Source organism: Mycobacterium sp. SMC-16 (genome assembly GCF_046250085.1).
GTDB lineage: Bacteria > Actinomycetota > Actinomycetes > Mycobacteriales > Mycobacteriaceae > Mycobacterium > Mycobacterium phocaicum.
This window is the reverse complement of record NZ_CP176427.1, coordinates 3,915,976-3,935,932: the sequence shown is the minus strand read 5'-3', so window position 1 is coordinate 3,935,932 and position 19,957 is coordinate 3,915,976. Positions and strand designations below refer to the sequence as shown.

The 19,957-nt window shown below is 67.1% G+C and carries 15 protein-coding genes and 2 pseudogenes; 8 read left to right on the top strand and 9 right to left on the bottom strand.

What is annotated here, in order from left to right:
* Window positions 1-8 precede the first annotated feature (8 nt).
* Window positions 9-2,138 (bottom strand): Rv1355c family protein, encoded by a 2,130-nt coding sequence (locus ACJEIK_RS18980; RefSeq protein ID WP_133427118.1) that lies wholly within the window; start codon window positions 2,136-2,138, stop codon window positions 9-11.
* Window positions 2,138-2,854 (bottom strand): hypothetical protein, encoded by a 717-nt coding sequence (locus ACJEIK_RS18975; RefSeq protein WP_061009922.1) that lies wholly within the window; start codon window positions 2,852-2,854, stop codon window positions 2,138-2,140. Before ACJEIK_RS18975 ends, ACJEIK_RS18980 begins: the two co-directional genes overlap by 1 nt.
* Before the next feature lie 250 nt (window positions 2,855-3,104).
* On the opposite strand from ACJEIK_RS18975, the pseudogene ACJEIK_RS18970 reads away from it, so the two are divergent.
* Both ACJEIK_RS18970 and ACJEIK_RS18965 read left to right on the top strand, forming a co-directional pair.
* Window positions 3,105-4,263: pseudogene (locus ACJEIK_RS18970) on the top strand (transposase).
* 307 nt (window positions 4,264-4,570) lie between these two features.
* Window positions 4,571-5,023 carry a MaoC family dehydratase gene (locus ACJEIK_RS18965; RefSeq protein WP_064860726.1) on the top strand — a complete coding sequence of 151 codons (453 nt, stop codon included), beginning with the start codon at window positions 4,571-4,573 and terminating at the stop codon, window positions 5,021-5,023.
* A gap of 51 nt (window positions 5,024-5,074) precedes the next feature.
* Here ACJEIK_RS18965 and ACJEIK_RS18960 read toward each other — a convergent pair whose 3' ends face one another.
* Window positions 5,075-6,271 carry an acyl-CoA dehydrogenase family protein gene (locus ACJEIK_RS18960; RefSeq protein WP_061005215.1) on the bottom strand — a complete coding sequence of 399 codons (1,197 nt, stop codon included), beginning with the start codon at window positions 6,269-6,271 and terminating at the stop codon, window positions 5,075-5,077.
* 126 nt (window positions 6,272-6,397) lie between these two features.
* Between ACJEIK_RS18960 and fabG the strand changes: the two genes are divergently transcribed.
* The 5 genes and pseudogenes from fabG to ACJEIK_RS18935 all read left to right on the top strand — a co-directional run bounded on the left by fabG (window position 6,398) and on the right by ACJEIK_RS18935 (window position 11,708).
* Window positions 6,398-7,135, top strand: coding sequence for a 3-oxoacyl-ACP reductase FabG (fabG, locus tag ACJEIK_RS18955; RefSeq protein WP_061005235.1), 738 nt, complete (start codon window positions 6,398-6,400; stop codon window positions 7,133-7,135).
* Window positions 7,136-8,354: pseudogene (locus tag ACJEIK_RS18950) on the top strand (acetyl-CoA C-acetyltransferase).
* Window positions 8,351-9,544 carry an acyl-CoA dehydrogenase family protein gene (locus ACJEIK_RS18945; protein ID WP_061005218.1) on the top strand — a complete coding sequence of 398 codons (1,194 nt, stop codon included), beginning with the start codon at window positions 8,351-8,353 and terminating at the stop codon, window positions 9,542-9,544. The pseudogene ACJEIK_RS18950 and the gene ACJEIK_RS18945 overlap by 4 nt, the downstream one beginning before the upstream one ends.
* Window positions 9,528-10,211, top strand: a complete 684-nt coding sequence (locus ACJEIK_RS18940) for a GntR family transcriptional regulator (RefSeq protein WP_061005220.1) — start codon at window positions 9,528-9,530, stop codon at window positions 10,209-10,211. Before ACJEIK_RS18945 ends, ACJEIK_RS18940 begins: the two co-directional genes overlap by 17 nt.
* 153 nt (window positions 10,212-10,364) lie before the next feature.
* Complete coding sequence (locus ACJEIK_RS18935; protein WP_064860725.1) at window positions 10,365-11,708, top strand: MFS transporter; 1,344 nt, start codon at window positions 10,365-10,367, stop codon at window positions 11,706-11,708.
* Between the two features lie 28 nt (window positions 11,709-11,736).
* Here ACJEIK_RS18935 and ACJEIK_RS18930 read toward each other — a convergent pair whose 3' ends face one another.
* Window positions 11,737-12,144 carry a nitroreductase/quinone reductase family protein gene (locus ACJEIK_RS18930; protein ID WP_409430127.1) on the bottom strand — a complete coding sequence of 136 codons (408 nt, stop codon included), beginning with the start codon at window positions 12,142-12,144 and terminating at the stop codon, window positions 11,737-11,739.
* Window positions 12,145-12,187: 43 nt separating this feature from the next.
* A complete protein-coding gene (locus ACJEIK_RS18925) occupies window positions 12,188-13,039 on the bottom strand; it encodes an NmrA family NAD(P)-binding protein (protein ID WP_064860723.1) in 852 nt (283 codons plus the stop codon).
* Window positions 13,040-13,130: 91 nt separating this feature from the next.
* Between ACJEIK_RS18925 and sigI the strand changes: the two genes are divergently transcribed.
* Complete coding sequence (gene sigI, locus ACJEIK_RS18920) at window positions 13,131-13,988, top strand: RNA polymerase sigma factor SigI (RefSeq protein WP_064860722.1); 858 nt, start codon at window positions 13,131-13,133, stop codon at window positions 13,986-13,988.
* A 112-nt stretch (window positions 13,989-14,100) separates the two neighbouring features.
* Here sigI and ACJEIK_RS18915 read toward each other — a convergent pair whose 3' ends face one another.
* From ACJEIK_RS18915 to ACJEIK_RS18900, 4 genes are all read right to left on the bottom strand, one after another.
* Window positions 14,101-15,783: an acyl-CoA synthetase gene (locus tag ACJEIK_RS18915; protein WP_407665069.1), complete on the bottom strand. Its 1,683-nt coding sequence runs from the start codon at window positions 15,781-15,783 to the stop codon at window positions 14,101-14,103.
* 159 nt (window positions 15,784-15,942) lie between these two features.
* Window positions 15,943-16,080, bottom strand: coding sequence for a YbdD/YjiX family protein (locus ACJEIK_RS18910; protein WP_306308007.1), 138 nt, complete (start codon window positions 16,078-16,080; stop codon window positions 15,943-15,945).
* Entirely contained in the window at window positions 16,080-18,362 is a 2,283-nt protein-coding gene (locus tag ACJEIK_RS18905; protein WP_226518832.1) for a carbon starvation CstA family protein, read from the bottom strand. Before ACJEIK_RS18905 ends, ACJEIK_RS18910 begins: the two co-directional genes overlap by 1 nt.
* A gap of 44 nt (window positions 18,363-18,406) precedes the next feature.
* Window positions 18,407-19,933, bottom strand: a complete 1,527-nt coding sequence (locus ACJEIK_RS18900; RefSeq protein WP_064860719.1) for an ATP-dependent DNA ligase — start codon at window positions 19,931-19,933, stop codon at window positions 18,407-18,409.
* Window positions 19,934-19,957 lie beyond the last annotated feature (24 nt).

The following is a 19,957-nucleotide window of genomic DNA, read 5'->3' as shown; positions in this document are numbered from 1 at the left end:
CGATCAGCTTAACCTGCGCTGACCTCAAAGGCGGTGCTCCTGCGGCTGGGTACCGAAGCCGGTGGCGCATCCGATATTCGGAGCGCGAGCACCACGGCCTCGCCCGGCCCTTTGCTGGTCAACGCATGGAACGTGTCCTGTAGTCGGCGGAGTTCGTCGGCGTACTTGCCGGACAGTTCGCCGAGTTCGGTTCCGGTGTGGGCGTAGAGAAACGGCGGCGACATCGGCTGCACGGCCAGGCCGGCGTCCTGCGCCGCCATCCACACGGCGACCACGGCGGCACCGCCACGGGCGAAGTCGCTCAGCGCCGCGCCTCGGATCATGACGGTGACGATCGCACTGCTGGAACGCATGCGACCACTTGTGTCATCCCCGAGGACGGAGCCGGCATCCCAGTCATCGAGTGCCGCAACGACGTCGGTCCGGCGCAGCAGGGGCAGTACGGCCAGATCGCCGGAATCGAGCCCCAGGGAACGGACGTCGATGCCGAAGTCCGATCCGTCGTCGCCGGGCCAGCGCAGTTCCGAGATCATCTCGCGGTGCAGGGTGGGGGTGAGATAGCGGATTCGGTCGGCGTCGGCGAAGACCGTTGCTGTGCGTGCGATCTCGTCGTGGTCGACCATCACGTGCACACGTGCGTCGTGTTGCTGTGCCACCCGCGCGAGTGTCTCGGACACCTCGGGGGGCAACGGTGCGCCCGTCCCGCGGTGGCGGTTGGTCTCACGTTCGAAGATCCCGGGGTAGCACCGGGCGAGCTCAGGGTCGGCGCCCGGCCGCAGCCGGAGGGCGATCTGCAGCGGGGACTCGCCGGCGGGTTCGGTGTAGGTCACGTCGGTGGCAAAACCGTTGGCGGCGGCAGCAACTCGGGCGTTGAACGCGGCGGCTCCGATGGCGACCGCACTGCCCCGGAAGCCGACGTCCATGGTCGACGTGCGCGCGGGATCGATGCCGATGACGACGCTGTCGGCTGTCGCCGCGATGTGCCAGGGCTGGGAATTGCCGCCCGACGGGGCGCGGATGGCGGCGGCGACCGCGGCGTCGACGACCTGGCCGAGCCCGGTGGCGACCGCAGGGGACGGCGGCAGGGCGCCGTCGGCAGGTGGGTCCGCGCGGGTGGGTTCGGCCAATTCGCCGAGCAGACCGCCGATGTCGACCTGGGTGCGCCCCGACGCCAGCGGTTCGTCCAGCCCGATCCGGCGGATGGCTTCCAAAACTGTTGCCGCTCCGACGGTTACGTCGCCGACGAGCTGTGGCCAGGCCGACAGCGTGCGGCCCACCTCGAGTAGGGACGCACCCATTCGCGGCGAAACTCTGGCCGGGTCGAAGACCTGCATGAGGTACGGCAACTTCTGGGCGATCGGCAGGCCCGCCATCGCGTCGGGGTCGATGTCGCCGAGCAGTCCGTGGAAGACCGGGCGGGTGGGATCGATGTCGAAGCGTTCGACGTCGATCAGCCCGCGGTCGCTGGTGGCCATCAGCACCGGGATCCCGCGGGCGCGGGCGCCGTGCCGGAGGTGCAGTTTCATCTCCAACGAGTCACATTGCTCGACCAGTACGTCGAGCCCGTCGAGGAACGGCGCGAGGGCGTCGGCACTCAGTCCGGCGGACGAATGCCGGACGAGGAGGTAGGGATCGAGTTCGGCGATCCGGCGCATGGCGGCGGTCGCCTTGTTGAGGCCGATGTCGAAAACCGTTGCGGGAATGCGGTTGAGATTGGACACGCCCAGCGTGTCGAAATCGGTGAGCCGCAGCTCGCCGCAGAACCCCGCTACGGCGAGCGAGTGAGCGATGAGGTGGCCCGAGCTGAGTCCGACGATGCCGATGCGGAGGCGGCCCAGCCGGTCCTGTTCGCCGCTGGTGGCCAGATGCCGGTTGCGGTCCAGACGCAGTCGGCGATACGACCGCGGTCCCAGCAGCTTCAGCACCGTCGCGCGCCACGGGTAGTAGACCCAGCGGGCGGGCTCGTCGAGGAGATCGGACGTCGGTGCCGGCCGGAGTTCGGCCAGCGCGGCGAACTGGTCGGCCCAGGTGTCCACGGTGTTCACCGTCGGGTCGCGCAGCAGCGCTTCGAGGGATTCCGCGTCGGCGGGGTTCTGCGGGTCGAGGATCGAGATGTGGTTAGCGTCCAGAGCTGGCATCAACCGGCGACCAGCCTGGTTGATATCGCGTCGATCTCGTGCAGCGCCTTCGTAATCTGCTCCGGCTGAGAATGATTGACCATGGTCCGTCGATCCCACCACATCATCTTGGTGCGGTAGCGCTCGTCCGGGTACGGCGTGGCCGGAATGGGCGCCACCACGCCGCCACCGGATTTCCACAATTCCAGGACGTGCTGGGCTGCCGTGGCCATCACGAACTGCACGCCCATGACGCTGGTGGCGTGATAGGCGGTGCGGGCCAGGAGATTCGTGATGGCGTGCTGGCTGGTCCGGTTGTCGGAGACCCACGCCGTTTTCATCTCCATGACGCCAAAGGGCACCCGGTCGTTGATCATCTTGCGCACCATGGCCAGTCCGGGCCGGCCGGCCCACTCGACCACGGCATGAGAATCATCGGCGCCGCCGAGCGGGGCTTTGGCACGCAGGCCGCCGACCATGTTGCCGCCGCGGTCCAGGACCGTCCAGAACAGCGCGGTGTCGGCACCGCCGCGGATCGCGGCAGCGTCGACGACCGCTTCGACGCCGTGCCGGCGATAGCTTTGCTCCGCCGCATCCACGTAGCGGTTCCAGAGTTCCGGGTCGGTGTGGGGTTGCGACAGCACCACGCTGCAATCGGTATCGGTGTCGAACCAGGCGATGTTTTCGGGAAAGCGAATATCGACGTTGGATTCGTATTCGACATACTCCACCGACATCGTTGCCCCATTCGTTTCGAGCAGTCACTGCAACGTCAGTTGGCAGTCGGTTGCGGTAAACGCATCTCGCGCGGACTGCATTCCCTAATTCAGTATCGGGGTTGTTGGGGTCCTGGAGCAATGATCAATACCTGTGGATGAGGCCCGAGGAGGTGGCCTGAAAGTGGGCGCACCTTCCCGAGGATGATCATCACGGAATCAGGTATTCGATCAAGACCGGCGTTGGCGCGCTGGTTGGGAAGGTACGCCCATGCTCACCGTAGTTCACGATGCCGAGGAGGCCAACGGCGGCGAGGCCGGCCGGTCGTTGTTGGACGAGATCGTCCGCGACGGAGCCCGGCAGATGTTGGCCGCTGCCCTGCAGGCCGAGGTCGCCGCGTACGTCGCCGCATTCGCTGATCAGCGTGACGAGAACGGTCACCGACTGGTGGTCCGCAACGGCTATCACCAGCCGCGTGAGGTGCTGACCGCGGCCGGTGCCGTGCAGGTGAAAGCGCCGCGGGTCAACGACCGCCGTGTCGACCCCGATTCTGGTGAGCGGCAGCGGTTCTCCTCGGCGATCCTGCCGGCCTGGGCACGCAAGTCCCCGCAGATGAGTGAGGTGCTGCCGCTGCTGTATCTGCACGGCCTATCAACCAGCGACTTCGGGCCCGCACTCGAGCAGTTCCTCGGCTCGGGTGCCGGGTTGTCGGCCACCACGATCACCCGTCTGACCGCGCAGTGGCAAGACGAAGCCCGTACGTTCGCTGCCCGGGACCTGTCCGGCAGCGACTACGTCTACCTGTGGGTCGACGGCATTCACCTCAAGGTCCGCCTGGACCAGGAGAAGCTGTGCCTGCTGGTGATGCTCGGCGTGCGCGCTGACGGCCGCAAAGAACTCGTGGCGATCACCGACGGCTATCGGGAGTCATGCGAGTCGTGGGCGGATCTGCTGCGCGACTGCAAACGCCGCGGCATGACCGCCCCAGTGCTGGCCGTCGGCGATGGCGCGCTACAAAGCTCAGGTCGCGGTCAAGGCCTTCGCGGTTGCCTTCGGCGCGAAGTACCCGAAAGTGGTCGCCAAGATCGTCGACGACCTCGATGTCCTGCTGGAGTTCTACCACTACCCCGCCGAGCACTGGATCCATCTGCGTACCACGAATCCGATCGAATCCACCTTCGCCACAGTGCGTTTGAGAACGAAGGTCACCAAGGGTCCGGGATCACGGGCCGCTGGATTGGCCATGGCCTACAAGCTGATCGACGCCGCCCAAGCCCGCTGGCGGGCCGTCAACGCCCCACATCTGGTCGCCCTCGTCCGCGCCGGAGCGGTCTTCCACAAAGGCAAACTGCTCGAACGACCCACCGACATCACCCCACCGACACCACCGTCAGACGGCGATCAACACACCGAAACGGAGGTCGCCTGAAACACCCCGATCCACAGGTATCGACAATTGCTCGGGGTCCTGCAGCCAACTAGTGGTGAAACGTTGTCTGTCGGCCTTCGGCGGGCCGAAGAATTGGTCAAACCGAGTGTGCTGGTGCAATGGACGTTGGCAATCCCGGATATTGCTATATGTGCAGGTTAGCGTAGGCGATGCCCCAAGATGGCGAACTTTGAGTGGCTAAGTAGGTGGCATCGGCCGAAAATCTGTGCATTGTGCTGCCCTGACGGACGCGTTAGAAGTAATAGCGGTGCGGCCCGGGAAGCGGCCGCGCCCGAGAGGAGCAAGCGTGAAGGTCTTCGACAATCTGTCCGAGTTCGTCGCAGCAGCAGGTAGTCAGCTTGGGCCGACGGAGTGGATGGAAATCACCCAGGAGCGGGTGAATCTGTTCGCCGACGCCACCGACGACCATCAGTGGATTCACGTCGATCCTGAGCGCGCCGCCGCGGGCCCGTTCGGCGGCGCAATTGCCCATGGTTTGCTGACGCTTTCACTGCTACCGCATTTCATGCACCAGCTCTATCGCGTCGACAACGTCGCATTGGCCGTCAATTACGGTTATAACAAGGTGCGATTCATCACACCGGTCAAGGTCGGAGCAAACGTTCGGGCGGGTGCGGTCATTTCGAAAGTCGACGAGCTGGACGGTGCCGTTCAGGCGACCGTGACAGTAACCGTCGAAATCGAGGGATCGGATAAGCCGGCGGCCGTGGTCGAGTCGATCGTGCGAATCATCGGATGATTGCTGGAGGCGGCCAGGTGAGAGCGCGGACCGCCAGGTCGCGCGGTCGCGTCAGCGGCCCGCAGCCGAGCGCTGTGCCGCCTTCACCAGGCCGCCACCGATGATCAAACGCTGAATCTCGCTGGTGCCCTCGTACAGCCGCAGCAGACGCACGTCGCGGTAGATCCGTTCGACGGGCACGTCGCGCATGTACCCGCTACCGCCGTGCACCTGCACGGCCAGGTCGGCGACCTTGCCGACCATCTCGGTGCAGAAGAGCTTCGCGGCGGACGGCGCGATGCGTCGGTCCGTGCCGCTGACCCACATTTGCGCGGCATCACGGACCAGGGCGCGACCGGCCATGACGCCGGTCTGCATGTCCGCCAACATCGCCTGGACCAGCTGGAATTCGCCGATTGCGGTGCCGCCCTGGGTGGCGGTCGCGGCGTATGCGACCGACTCGTCGAGCGCGCGTTGCGCCGCGCCCACCGCCACTGCGGCGATGTGCACCCGTCCCCGGGCCAGTGACGTCAGCGCGGCGCGGTAGCCGATGTCCTCATTGCCGCCGATGAGGGCATCCGGACCGACCCGCACATCGTCGAACGTGACGTCGGAGGTCCAGGCCCCTTCCTGGCCCATCTTCGCGTCTTTCGGTCCGACCACGACGCCGGGAGCGTCGGCGGGGACCAGGAACACCGCGATGCCGGGTCCGTCGGCGTCGGCCGGCCGGGTCCGGGCGAACACCACGAACAGATTCGCGGTGGGCGCGTTGGTGATGAATCGCTTGTGGCCGGTGATGATCCAGTCGTCCCCGTCGGCCACGGCCTTGGTGCGCAGGCCCGCCGGGTTGGAACCGGCGCCGGACTCGGTCAACGCGAACGATGCCACGCAGTCGCCACTGGCGATCGGTTCCAGCCAGCGCTGCTTCTGGGTGTCGGTGCCGAAGCCGACCAGCACCTGACCGGCGATGCCGTTGTTGGTGCCGAACATCGAGCGGACGGCCAGCGTGGTGTAGCCCAACTCCATCGCCATCTCGACGTCCTGGACGAGATCGAGCCCGAGGCCGCCCCATTCCTGGGGGATGGCATAGCCGAACAGGCCCATGTTCTTGGCCTGATCCCGGATGTCGTCGGGCACCCGGTTCTCGGTCATGATCTCCAGCTCCCGCGGCACCACCGCGGTACGGACGAACTGGCGGGTCGCGTCGAGAATGTCGCGGAAATCCTGATCGCTGACTTCTGCGACGGGGGAACCGGTGGGTCCGGCCATGTGGGGTCTCCTTGCGCAACACGACGGTGCTTCTGGTTTGATGCAAGAAATATCATATTTTATGTATGAAGCTGGTCGTCGGGTGCTGCGATGACCGGTTCAGTCGATCAGGAGGAGTGCACGACCATGCCGCTGCTGGACGGACGTATCGCGGTGATCACCGGCGGAGCCCAGGGGATCGGATACGCGATCGCGGAACGCTTCATCGCCGAGGGCGCCCGCGTCGTGATCGGCGACCTGAATCTCGAGGCGACCGAGGCGGCTGTCGCCAAGCTCGGTGGCGCCGAGGTGGCCAAGGCCGTCCGGTGCGACGTGACGTCCGCCGCCGACGTCCAGGCGCTGATCGACGCCGCCGTCGCATGGGGTGGCCTCGACATCATGGTCAACAACGCCGGCATCACCCGCGACGCCACGATGCGCAAGATGACCGAGGAGCAGTTCGATCAGGTCATCGATGTGCACCTGAAAGGCTGCTGGAACGGCACCCGGCTCGCGGCCAATGTCATGCGGGAGGCGAAAAACGGTGCCATCATCAACATTTCGTCGATCTCGGGCAAGGTCGGCCTCATCGGCCAGACCAACTACTCAGCCGCGAAGGCGGGCATCGTCGGTCTGACCAAGGCGGCGGCCAAGGAGGTCGCCCACCTCGGCGTGCGGGTCAACGCCGTGCAGCCGGGCCTGATCCGGTCCGCGATGACCGAGGCCATGCCGCAACGGATCTGGGACCAGAAACTGGCGGAGATCCCGATGGGACGGGCCGCCGAGCCCAGTGAAGTGGCGTCGGTGGTCACGTTCCTGGCGTCGGACATGTCGTCGTACATGACCGGCTGCGTCCTGGAAATCACCGGGGGACGGCACATCTAGATGACCGCGACCAGTCCCGTCATCTGCGCACCGGTACGTACCCCGATCGGCCGCTACGGCGGCATGTTCAAGTCACTGACCGCGGTCGAGCTGGGCGTTGCGGCGCTGCGGGGCCTGTTGCAGCGCAACGGGATTCCGGCCGAGGCGGTGCAGGACGTCATTCTCGGGCATTGTTACCCGTCGAGTGAGGCGCCGGCCATCGGCCGCGTGGTGGCGCTCGACGCCGGGTTGCCGGTCACGGTTCCCGGCATGCAGGTCGACCGGCGCTGCGGGTCGGGACTGCAGGCCGTCATCCAGGCGTGCATGCAGGTCGCCAGTGGCGCAAACGATCTCGTGATCGCCGGTGGCGCCGAGTCGATGAGCAATGTCGCCTTTCACTCCACCGATATGCGCTGGGGCGGCTCGCGCGGCGGCATCACCGTCCATGACGGATTGGCGCGTGGCCGGACCACCGCCGGTGGCAAGAACTACCCGGTGCCCGGCGGGATGCTGGAGACCGCGGAGAATCTGCGCCGGCAGTGTGCGATCTCCCGCGTCGAACAGGACGCGCTGGCGGTGCGGTCGCACCAGAAAGCCGTTGCGGCGCAACGCAGTGGCGTCCTGGCCGACGAGATCGTGCCCGTCATGGTGAGCTCCCGCACCGGCGACCAGGTGATCGACACCGACGAACATCCGCGCGCCGACACCACCGTCGAAGCGCTGGGCAAGCTCAAACCTGTACTGGGCAAGAACGATCCGGATGCCACCGTGACGGCCGGAAACTCCAGTGGGCAGAACGACGCGGCGTCGATGTGCATCGTGACCACCCCCGCGCGCGGCCGAACTGGGGCTGGCGCCGCTGGTGCGGCTGGTGTCGTGGGGTGTGGCCGGGGTGCCGCCGAACGTCATGGGCATCGGACCGGTGCCGGCCACCGAGGTCGCACTGGCCAAAGCCGGCCTGGCTCTTGCCGATATCGATCTGATCGAACTCAACGAGGCCTTCGCCGCGCAGGCGCTGGCGTGCACCCGGGAATGGAAGTTCACCGACGGGGACTGGGAACGCACGAACGTGCGCGGCTCGGGTATCTCGCTCGGCCATCCCGTCGGCGCGACGGGCGGCCGGATGCTCGCGACCCTGGCCCGCGAACTGCACCTGCGGGATGCCCGCTACGGCCTGGAAACCATGTGCATCGGAGGCGGCCAGGGGCTGGCCGCTGTCTTCGAAAGGGTGGCATCGTGACTCGTCTCGCCCAGACCGCCGGCCTCACCGAGGTGCAGCGCGAAATCGTCGCCACCGTGCGGCAATTCGTCGACCGGGAGATCATTCCCGCGGCCCAGGAGCTCGAGCACTCGGACTCCTACCCGCAGGCCATCGTCGATCAGATGAAAGACATGGGCCTGTTCGGCCTGATGATCCCGCAGGAGTACGGCGGGCTCGGTGAGTCGCTGCTGACGTACGCGCTGTGCGTCGAGGAACTGGCCCGCGGCTGGATGAGCATCTCGGGCGTCATCAACACCCACTTCATCGTCGCGTACATGATCCGCCAGCACGGCACCGACGAGCAGAAGCAGCGTTACCTGCCCCGCATGGCGACCGGCGAGGTGCGCGGCGCCTTCTCGATGTCCGAGCCGGAGCTGGGTTCCGATGTCGCGGCGATCCGCACCAGGGGTGTCCGGGATGCCGACGGTGGCTACACCATCACCGGGCAGAAGATGTGGCTGACCAACGGTGGCAGCTCGACTCTGGTTGCGGCGCTGGTGAAAACCGATGAGGGCGCGGACAAGCCGCACCGCAACCTGACCGCGTTCCTGGTCGAGAAGCCGACCGGCTTCGGCGAGGTCAAACCCGGCCTGACCATCCCGGGCAAGATCGACAAGCTGGGCTACAAGGGCATCGACACCACCGAGCTCATCTTCGACGGCTACCGCGCCGGCGCGGACGACGTACTCGGCGGCAAGCCGGGTGCGGGCTTCTTCCAGATGATGGACGGTATCGAGGTCGGCCGGGTCAACGTGTCGGCGCGGGCCTGTGGTGTCGGTATCCGCGCCTTCGAATTGGCGGTGCGGTACGCCCAGCAGCGGGAGACGTTCGGCAAGCCGATCGCCGACCACCAGGCCATCGCCTTCCAGCTCGCCGAGATGGCCACGAAAGTCGAGGCGGCGCATCTGATGATGGTCAATGCGGCGCGGCTCAAAGACTCGGGGGAGCGCAACGACGTCGCGGCAGGCATGGCGAAATACCTTGCCAGCGAGTTCTGTTCGGAGGTCACCCAGCAGAGCTTCCGGATCCATGGTGGCTACGGCTACTCGAAGGAGTACGAGATCGAACGGCTGATGCGGGACGCGCCGTTCCTGCTGATCGGCGAGGGCACCAGCGAAATCCAGAAGACCATCATCAGCAAGAGCCTGCTCAATGAATACCGCATCTGAACCCGAATTCGCCGCGCCCGCACAGCTTTCGCACGACGTGGCGCGTTACGTCCGCCGCCGGATCTTCAACGGCACCTTCCCGGCGGGGGAGTATCTGCGGCTCGACCAGCTGGCCACCGAGCTGGGTGTCAGCGTCACCCCGGTCCGGGAGGCGCTGCTGAACCTGCGGGCCGAGGGGCTGTTGGTGCAGCACCCGCGACGCGGCTTCATGGTCCTGGAGGTCACCGCCCGCGATGTCTCCGATGTGGCCATGGTGCAGGCGTTCGTCGGCGGGGAACTCGCGGCCCGCGCCGCCGAGAACATCACCGCGGCCCAGGTTTCGGAACTCACCCGGATTCAAGACGCGCTTGAGCAGGCCTACCAGCACACCGATGTCGACCGCATGGTGCAGCTCAACCACGAGTTCCATCGGCTGATCAACGTCGTCGCCGACTCACCCAAGCTGACCCAATTCATGTCCGGCATAACCCGTTACGCGCCTGAAGCCGTGTTCCCGACACTGGAGGGCTGGCCGGATCTGTCGATCCGGGACCACCGCCGGGTGATCGCCGCACTGCAGGCCGGCGACGGTGAAGCGGCCCGAACGGCGATGGCCGAACACTTCGAGGTCGGGGTGGCCCCGCTGACCGAGCACCTCTGCGCACGCGGGGTCATCCGCGAGGGCTGAAGTCCGGTGAGCCGGTGTCGCCCGGGGGTACGGTCTGTGTGAATCTGTGAATCGTGCAAGGAAAACGGCGCTGTGGCCAGATCCCGTTCCTTGGCGTCGGTTCGCCGCAAGGATGTGCCCACACCCGTTCGTTGCCGACCGTTGGAGAGCAGCATGACCGCACTGACCGAGGACACGCCGACGCCGTCGGGCCGCGCCGCGACCCGGCGCGCCATCTGGAACACCATCCGGGGATCGTCGGGCAACCTCGTCGAGTGGTACGACGTCTACGTCTACACCGTCTTCGCCACGTACTTCGAAAACCAGTTCTTCGACAAGGCCGACCAGAATTCGACGATCTACGTGTACGCGATCTTCGCGGTCACGTTCGTCACCCGGCCCATCGGATCGTGGTTCTTCGGCCGCTTCGCCGACCGCCGGGGCCGCCGCGCCGCACTGATGGTCAGCGTTTCGCTGATGGCCGCCTGCTCGATGGTGATCGCCCTGGTTCCCTCGCGGGCGAGCATCGGCGTCGCCGCACCGATCATCCTGATCATCTGCCGGCTGGTGCAGGGGTTCGCCACCGGCGGCGAGTACGGCACGTCGGCGACCTACATGTCGGAGGCGGCGACCAGGGAACGCCGTGGGTTCTTCTCCTCGTTCCAGTACGTCACCCTGGTCGGTGGGCACGTGCTGGCCCAATTCACCTTGCTCATCATCCTCACGGCGCTGAGCACCGCGCAGGTGAGCGAATTCGGTTGGCGCATAGGCTTTGCGGTCGGCGGTGTCGCGGCGGTGGTGGTGTTCTGGCTGCGCCGCAGCATGGACGAGTCGCTGTCCAAGGAGACCCTCGAGGCGATTCAGGAGGGCAAGGAGCCCCATGCCGGTTCGATATGGGTGCTGTTCTCGCGCTATTGGAAGCCGTTGCTGCTGTGCTTCCTGATCACGCTCGGTGGCACCGTCGCGTTCTACACGTACAGTGTCAACGCGCCGGCGATGGTCAAGGCGACCTACAAGAACCAACCCATGACCGCGACCTGGATCAACCTGCTCGGACTGATCTTCCTGATGCTGATCCAGCCGATCGGCGGAATGATCAGCGACCGGATAGGCCGCAAGCCCCTACTGCTGTGGTTCGGCTTCGGCGGGCTGGTCTACACGTACGTCCTCATCACCTATCTGCCGCAGACGCACTCGCCGATCATGTCGTTCCTGCTGGTTGCCGTCGCATACGTCATCCTCACGGGATACACCTCGATCAATGCGCTGGTGAAGTCCGAACTGTTCCCGGCCCACGTGCGGGCCCTCGGCGTCGGCGTCGGCTACGCGCTGGCCAATTCGATTTTCGGCGGTACCGCACCGCTGATCTACCAGGCCCTCAAGGCCCGGGGCGACGTGCCGCTGTTCATCGCCTACGTCACCGTCTGTATCGCGGCGTCGCTGCTGGTGTACCTGTTCTTCTTGAAGAACAAGTCCGACACCTACCTCGACCGCGAGCAGGGCAGCGCCTACCGCTGAGAGTTCGACGGCTTGCGTGATCTCCGGATCAGCCCAGCGGATCGAACCGGAAGACCGCGAGTCTGCCTGCCAGCGACTCGAATTCATCGGGCGTGCCCTCGGTGACCATGCCCGAACTCTTGGCGAATTTCACGCCGACGGGTACCTGGACGGGGAACTCGCGCAGCACCGGGCGAGCCTCGTCGACCGTCAACTCGGTGATCCGCACGGGCCGCGACTTGCGGCCCCGCGTCAAGGTGCCGGTGCCGGCGGCGCGGGCGTTGAGGGCCCAGTGCGCACCCGGATAGCCGGCGACGGCGTACATCTCGCCGTGCACGACGAACGGCGTCATCGGGGTGCTCCGCGGTGTACCGGTCTTGCGGCCGGGCACGGTGAGCACCATCGCCGGACCGACCGGGATGCCGAGTTTGCCTACGGCGACAACAACTTTGTTCATCTGTTTGAGGTAGCGGGGCGGCCGGGGATTCGATGTGCGGGGCTCAGACATGGCTGGTCTCCAATCGCGGGGTGAAGGCGCCGCGGTGCTGCGCCACCCATTCGGCGAACGTCGTGGCGGGGCGGCCGAGGATGCGCTCGACCTCGTCGGTCACCGGCGCCGGGCGGTCGACCGTTTCGGCGAGCAGCGCGGTGTAGGCGGTGCCGAATTCGGCGGGGAAGCCGATGGCGACGAAGCGTTCGCGGACCTGCACTACCGGGATTTCCCGGTAGTGCAGAGCGCGCCCCAGCACCTCGCCGACGATGGCGAGCAACTCGGCGTTGGTGAGCGACTGCGGCCCCGTCAGCGGAATCTTGCGACCGTTCAGGTCGTCGGTCAGCAGGGCATGCGCGGCGACCGCGGCGATGTCGGCTTCGATGATCGGCGCGCTGGACGCGCTTGCGTAGGGGCCCGCCACGACGTCGCCGGCCTGCAGCTGGCCCGCCCACATACCGATGAAGTTGGTGGCGAACAACGCCGGCCGCAGGCTCACCCACGGCAGTCCCGAGTCGACAGCCAGTTGTTCGACTTCCTTGTTGCGGTCGCCGCGCAGACGCGAGGGCTGCCGCGTGAAGTCTTCGTCGACATTCATCGCGGACAGCGCAACCAGCTTGGCTCCGGAGTCTTTGGCAGCCTCGACGGTCCATGTCAGGTCCGGTCCGAGGGCACGGGAGTTGAGGAACACCGCCGTGGCTCCGGCGAGGCCGTCGCGGACGGACGCGACGGTCTCGACCCCGGCCGGGAAATGCGGCGACGGATTACGGGTGACGGCACGGACTTTCATGCCTGCGGCGTGCAACTGTTCGACGAGTGGGCGGCCGACGTTGCCGGTGGCCCCGGTGATGAGAATGGTCATGCATCAAGGACGGAGTACCGCTCGGGAAAGTTACGGCCCGAAAGATGAGGCGGTGCGGTAACTTTTCAGCACCCTGAATCGTCTTCAACTGATGACAGAAACCACCGAATTCACCGCGGCCTGGCGCCACCACCATCCGTATCTGGTCAACCTCGCGTACCAGATGCTCGGTGACGTCGGCGACGCCGAAGATGTTGCGCAGGAAGCGTTTCTGCGACTGTCCCGCACGCTTCCCGGTGAGATCGAGGACGTCCGCGCGTGGCTGACGACCGTCGCCGGGCGGCTGTGCCTGGACCTGGTGCGGTCGGCGCGGGCGCGGCGGGAACAACCGACCGAGCAGGACGCGATGCCGCCACTGGCATCGAGTGAGCCAGACCCGGCGGACCGCGTCACCCTGGACGACGAGGTGTCGAGCGCCCTGCTGCGGGTGCTACGGCAGTTGAGTCCCGGTGAGCGCGTGGCTTTCATCCTGCACGACGTGTTCGGCGTCCCGTTCGAGTCGATCGCGGAGACCGTCGGCCGTCCGGTCGGCACGTGCCGGCAGCTGGCCCGTCGGGCCCGCGCGAAGGTGGCGGGTACCGACGTGCGCGCCGACGACATCGAGGCGCCCGACCATCAACTGGTCACCGAGAAGTTCATCACCGCCTGCGCCGGCGGCGACGTGCAGGCACTGGCCGCCGTACTGGATCCGACGGTCTGGGGCGTCGGCACGGTGCTCACCGATCCGCCGATCCCGCCCATCGTCAACCACGGCCCGCAGCGCGTCGCCGAGAACCTCATGCTCTACCTCGGGCCGGGCACCACCGTCGTCGCCGGTCCGCTCGGTCAACCCGTCCTGTTGGCGTTCGCGCACCGGCAGCTCTTCGCGGTGGTGGTGCTGACGATCCGCGACGGACTCGTCGCCAAGATCGAGGCGACCGCCGATCCATTGGCACGGTTCGGGGCGTGAATTCTCCCCGCGAGCAGACGTAAAACTGTCGTTTTCGTTGCGAAATCGACAGTTTTGCGTTCCCCCGCAAGCGGGCGGTGCCCCCAGCCCGCGAGGGGAGGTGGGCTGCGGGCTAGTCCTGGAGCGCCTGCTCCTTGGCCCAGCGGTAGTCGGCCTTGCCCGCGGGGCTGCGGACGATGGTCGGCCGGAAGACGACCGCCTTGGGCAGCTTGTAGCGGGCGATGGACTCCGAGGCGTGCTTGATGAGTTCGGCGGCGTCGGCCTCGGCGCCGTCGGCCAGCGCCACGACGGCGACGACCTCGTTGCCCCAGCGCTCGCTCGGGCGTCCGGCGACGACGACGTCGACCACGGAAGGGTGCGAGGCGATGGCGGATTCGACCTCTTCGGCGAAGATCTTCTCGCCGCCGGAGTTGATGGTCACCGAGTCGCGGCCGAGCAGCTCGACGGTGCCACCCTCCAGCAGCCGGGCCCGGTCGCCCGGCACCGCGTAGCGGATGCCGTCGATCACCGGGAACGTCTTGGCCGTCTTGGCCGCGTCGCCCTTGTATCCGAGCGGCACGTAACCCTCCTGGGCCAGCCAGCCGTTGCCCTCGTGGCCCGGAGCCAGCAGCGCGGAGAAGTCCTCCGAGACGATCCGGGTGGCCGGGCCGGCGGTGAATGTGCCGCTGGACACGTTGGCCTTGGTCGACACGTGCGACATCTGCGCGCCGGTCTCCGACGAACCCACGCCGTCGATCACCATCGCGTTGGGCAGAGCGGCGACGAGCCGGCCCTTCACGGCCGGGGTGAACAGCGCGCCACCGTTGGCGACGATGACCAGCGAGGTCGGGTCGTGGCTGCCGTCGGCGATCGCCTCTTCGATCGCGGTGACCAGCGGCCGGGCCATGGCGTCACCGACGACCGTCGCGATGGCGATCTTCTCGCGCGCGATGGTCTCGACGATCTCCTTGGCGTTGAAGCCCTCGACATCCTTGGCGAACACGATGGTCTGGCCGTTGTTGATGCCGGTCATCACGCCCCACTGCGCGGCGCCGTGCATCAGCGGCGGCAGGATCATCATCCGCATCTCGCCGGCGGCCGAGGCCCGGTCGACGATCTCCTGGGCCGACTGCGCCGGCTCGCCCGTCATCGCGTTGCGGCCGCCGAACGAGGCCATGAAGATGTCGTGCTGGCGCCACAGCACGCCCTTGGGCATACCGGTGGTGCCCCCGGTGTACAGCACGTAGAGGTCGTCGGGCGACGGCGTCACCGGCGGCGGCGGGACATCGGTGGTCACGATGGTCTCGTAGTCGACGGCACCCGGCAGCAGCTCGTTGCCCGAGCTGTCGGCGATCTGGATCAGTACCTTGAGGTTCGGCAGCTCTGGCAGCACCTCGGCCAGCGTCGGAGCGAACGCGGCGTGGTAGATCAGGGCGGAGGCACCCGCGTCGTTCAGCAGGTACTGCAGCTCGGCCTTGACGTAGCGGTAGTTGACGTTGAACGGTGCCACCCGGGCCCGGAAGGCGCCGAGCAGCGATTCGACGAACTCGGGGCCGTTGTAGGCGTAGATGCCGACCAGGTCCTGCCCGACTTCGTGGCCGGCCAGCTGATCGCGCTCGGTGTGCACGCCCAGGCCCTGTGCGTGCAGGTAGGCGGCGAGCCGGTTGGCGCGGGTGACGACCTCGGCGTAGGTGAAGCGGCGATCGCCCTGAATGATCAGGGTCCGGTCCGGGATGGCTGCAGCGACGGCGTCGGTGACGTCGGAAACCGTGAACAGCACGTTTCTCCTAAAGCTGGTCGGGCAACAACTGGACATCTGTCCATACAGGAATTTAGTACCACGGAGTGAGGGGCGTCTCTTTTGGTACCACCCTGTGAGGTGCCGACAGCGGTGTGCGTCCACTGTGCGGGCGGTTGTGTAGAGACGGTCGTTGCCCGCGGGCCCGACGATCAGCTGTTCACCCGGCGTGCCCGCTCAGCAGCAGCGGCCCTGCGGGTTGCGGTCCGCGGCGCGGTACCGCGCCGCCCAGTACTCGCGCTCGGTCAGCGCCGCCTCGCCGGCATGGCTGCGACGGTGGTGATCCAGATACCGGGCGTAGTGGTTGTCGCCCATCAGTGATGACCAGTACCAACTGATCTGGCGTGCGAATCGGGCAGCGCGTCCCATTGCTTCTGCACCTCCTTCTCGATGTCGGTGGCGAACAGGCCGCGCGGCGCGAACCGCCGCGACGGCACCGCCTCGTCGTCGGTGAGTGGCCGGCCGCCGCCGCGGACGGCCTGGATCGCGACGATGATGCCGACGACCACGACGATCACGACCAGCAGTGCGAACACGATTGACAGCGTGCCCTGGATGAAGGTGTTCCGGATGACGGCGTCGATCTGGTCGGGGTTCTTCGCGGAGCCGAAGCTCGTCTTGCCGGCCGCCTGGGCCGCCACATACTGCGAATGCTGTTGCCAGTAACCGATTTTGGGGTCGTGGGAGAAAATCTTCTGCCACGACGCGGTGAGGGTGACCAGGGCGTCCCAGAACAATGGCAGCCCGGGAATCCAGGCCCACTTCAGCAGACCCTTCTTGATCACCACGACGGTGACGACCGTCAGCGCGATGGCCGCGAGCAGCTGGTTGGCGATACCGAACAACGGGAACAGCGTGTTGATGCCGCCGAGGGGATCGGTGACGCCCATGAGCAGGATGCTGCCCCAGCCCGCGACGACCAGGAGGCTGCAGCTCCACGCACCGATCCGCCAGCTGGGATCGCGCAGTTTCCGCAGCGGCCCCCCGAGATTGCCCAGGGCATCGGACAGCATGAAGCGCGCGACGCGGGTGCCCGCATCGACGGTGGTGAGGATGAACAGGGCCTCGAACATGATCGCGAAGTGGTACCAGAAGGCCTTCATGCTCGACCCGCCGAACACCTGGTGCAGTACTTCCGACATGCCCAGCGCCAGCGTCGGTGCACCGCCGGTACGCGAAATGATCGAGTGCTCACCGACATCGGTGGCGGCGGTGGTGATCTCTTGTGCGGTGATCGGGGCTCCTGAGAGGCCCAACCCGTTGGCGTAGGTCGCCGCGGTTGCCGCGGTGGGGCCGGTCGCCGCGCCGGGGGAGTTGATCACGAAGTACAGGTGCTGGTTGATGATCGCCGCGGTGATCAGCGCCATGATCGCGACGAACGACTCGGTCAGCATTCCGCCGTACCCGATGAGCCGTGTCTGCCCTTCCTTCTCCAGGAGCTTCGGCGTCGTGCCGGAGGAGATCAGGGAGTGGAAGCCGGACAGCGCGCCACACGCGATGGTGATGAACAGGAACGGGAACAGCGCGCCGGCGAACACCGGACCGTCGGCCCGCGTGGCGAACTGCGACACCGCGGGGGCCGACATGACCGGGTGGGCGATCAGGATGCCGATGGCCAGCAGCGAGATGGTGCCGACCTTCATGAACGTCGACAGGTAGTCGCGCGGCGCGAGTAGTAGCCACACCGGCAGCACCGACGCGGCCAGGCCGTACACGATGATGCACCATGACAACGTCACCTTGGACAGCGTGAACCAGTCTGCACCCCACGATGTTTCAGCGACCCAGCCGCCCGAGACCACCGCGAGCAGCAGCAGCGCGACGCCGATGAGCGTCACTTCGGACACCCGGCCGGGCCGTAGGTAGCGCAGGTACAGCCCCATGAAGATCGCGATCGGAATGGTCATCGCGATGGAGAACACGCCCCACGGGCTCTCGGCGAGCGCGTTGACGACGACGAGAGCCAGCACGGCCAGCAGGATCACCATGATCACCAGCACCGCGACGATCGCCGCGATGCCGCCGATGGGCCCGAGCTCGTCGCGCGCCATCTGGCCGAGCGAGCGGCCGCGCCGCCGCGTCGAGATGACCAGCACCAGGTAGTCCTGCACGCAACCGGCGACGACCGCGCCGATGATGATCCAGATGGTGCCCGGCAGGTAGCCCATCTGCATGGCCAGCACCGGGCCGACCAGGGGGCCGGCGCCGGCGATGGCCGCGAAATGGTGACCGAACAGCACCCGGCGGTCGGTCGGCATGTAGTCGGTGTCGTTCTCGAGGAGTTCGGCCGGGGTGGCGTGATCGTCGCGGGGTTTGACGATCTTCATCTCGATCAGCCGCGCGTAGAACCGGTATCCGATGACATACGTACAGATCGCGGCGATGACGAACCACACCGCGTTGACCGTCTCGCCACGGGCGAAGGCGATGACGGCCCACGCCACGGCGGCGAGCACGGCGATGACGCCGAAGATCACCCGATGTCGGGTGGTGATGGGCGAGCGGTCGATGATCGCGACCGGTGGCAGGTCCGGGTCGGTACGCACATAGGTGACGTCCCCGACGGATTCGTCGGGGTGCGCGGTGGCTTGCGACATGCCCCACATCCTGTCATCGGTGGCCCCGAATCGCGGGGTAACACTCAGCGTTCGTACAGCGACCGGACGGTGTCGATGGTGTCGGCTTCCTCGGGCCGCTTGTCGTCGCGGTAGCGCAGCACCCGGGCGAACCGCAACGCCATCTTTCCGGGGTAGCGGCTCGACCCCTGCACACCGTCGAACGCGATCTCGACGACCTGCTCGGGCCGCAGTCGCACGACGTAACCGTCCATCGGGCCGTCGGCCAGTTCGGTGAACCGCGCGGTCTGCCAGTCCAGCATCGCGTCGGTCATTCCTTTGAAGGTCTTGCCCAACATGACATAGCCACCGGTGGCGGGATCACGCGCTCCCAGATGGATGTTCGACAGCTTGCCCGTGCGCCGGCCCGAACCCCACTCGACGGCGAGCACCACCAGATCCAGCGTGTGTACCGGCTTGACCTTCAGCCAGCCGGCCCCGCGGCGGCCCGCCTCGTAGGGCGACTCCGGGTGTTTGGCCATCACGCCTTCGTGGCCGGCGGCCAATGTCTCGTCGAGGAACTGCTGGGCGACAACCGAATCGGAGGTGACGCAGCGCCGGACCCGCAGCGGTTCGGGAACGACGTCGTCGAGCGCGTGGCGGCGGCGCTCGGCCGGCTGGTCCAGCAGGTCGGTGCCGTCGCGGTGCAGGATGTCGAAGAAGTACACCGAAAGTGGTTGCGCCCCATCATCGGCGCGTTTGCCGATGCGAGAGGACGTGACCTGGAACCGGTGCGGGCGGCCGTCGGGGCGCATGGCCAGGGCCTCGGCATCGGCGATCAGGTCCGTCACGGGCAGCGCCAGCACCGCGTTCACGACGTCCGGCACCCGCGCGGTGATGTCGTCGAGGCTGCGGGTGTAGACCGACACGTCGGTGCCGGACCGATGTATCTGTAGCCGCACGCCGTCGAGCTTCGTCTCGAATATCGCCGTGCCACCGAGCTTTTCGAGCGCGTCGCCGACACCCGTCGCGGTCTGGGCCAACATCGGACTCACCGGGCGGCCCACGGTGAGGCTGAAGCGCTGCAGGCCCGCGGCGCCGTCGGACATCACGGCGGCCGCGACCGTGGCCAGGTCGCCGCTGAGCATCGCGGCACGGCGCACGTCGGCGGCGGCGATGCCGGCGGCCTTCGCGACCGCGTCGGCCATCACGCCTGCCAGCGCGCCCTGGCGCAGCCCGCCGCTGAGCAGCCCACGCAGAAAGGTCTGCTCGACCTCGGTGGCCGCCCCGAACAAACCGTGGAGCAGCGCGGAGCGCGCGGCCCCCGAACCCTTGCCGGCCACCGCCTTGATGGCCGTCAGCGCGGCGTCGACCTCGATGACCGTCAGCGTCGGGTCGCCGGCGGCCGGCGGCGGCAGCGCGCGCAGCGCCGCCCACCCGACCCCGATCTGCCGCTGCGGCAGCTCACCGGACAGCCAGTGCACGACAATGGCGACGGTCGGCGGATCACCGGCCGCGCTCCCGAGGAGAGCCGCGATACGGGCGATCTTCGCGGACCGGGCAGACACCGCACCCACTTCGGCCGAGGCCGTGGCGACGTCGGACAGGAGCATGACCCCAGCTTGGCACGGGGCACC

Excerpts from the sequence above, each read along its gene's own strand:
- ACJEIK_RS18960 (WP_061005215.1), bottom strand. The coding sequence starts at position 6,271 with ATGGCCGGACCCACCGGTTCCCCCGTCGCAGAAGTCAGCGATCAGGAT.
- sigI (WP_064860722.1), top strand. The coding sequence starts at position 13,131 with ATGACAGAAACCACCGAATTCACCGCGGCCTGGCGCCACCACCATCCG.
- ACJEIK_RS18975 (WP_061009922.1), bottom strand. The coding sequence starts at position 2,854 with ATGTCGGTGGAGTATGTCGAATACGAATCCAACGTCGATATTCGCTTT.
- ACJEIK_RS18940 (WP_061005220.1), top strand. The coding sequence starts at position 9,528 with ATGAATACCGCATCTGAACCCGAATTCGCCGCGCCCGCACAGCTTTCG.
- fabG (WP_061005235.1), top strand. The coding sequence starts at position 6,398 with ATGCCGCTGCTGGACGGACGTATCGCGGTGATCACCGGCGGAGCCCAG.
- ACJEIK_RS18925 (WP_064860723.1), bottom strand. The coding sequence starts at position 13,039 with ATGACCATTCTCATCACCGGGGCCACCGGCAACGTCGGCCGCCCACTC.
- ACJEIK_RS18900 (WP_064860719.1), bottom strand. The coding sequence starts at position 19,933 with ATGCTCCTGTCCGACGTCGCCACGGCCTCGGCCGAAGTGGGTGCGGTG.
- ACJEIK_RS18935 (WP_064860725.1), top strand. The coding sequence starts at position 10,365 with ATGACCGCACTGACCGAGGACACGCCGACGCCGTCGGGCCGCGCCGCG.
- ACJEIK_RS18930 (WP_409430127.1), bottom strand. The coding sequence starts at position 12,144 with ATGAACAAAGTTGTTGTCGCCGTAGGCAAACTCGGCATCCCGGTCGGT.
- ACJEIK_RS18980 (WP_133427118.1), bottom strand. The coding sequence starts at position 2,138 with ATGCCAGCTCTGGACGCTAACCACATCTCGATCCTCGACCCGCAGAAC.
- ACJEIK_RS18905 (WP_226518832.1), bottom strand. The coding sequence starts at position 18,362 with ATGTCGCAAGCCACCGCGCACCCCGACGAATCCGTCGGGGACGTCACC.
- ACJEIK_RS18915 (WP_407665069.1), bottom strand. The coding sequence starts at position 15,783 with ATGTCCAGTTGTTGCCCGACCAGCTTTAGGAGAAACGTGCTGTTCACG.
- ACJEIK_RS18910 (WP_306308007.1), bottom strand. The coding sequence starts at position 16,080 with ATGGGCGACAACCACTACGCCCGGTATCTGGATCACCACCGTCGCAGC.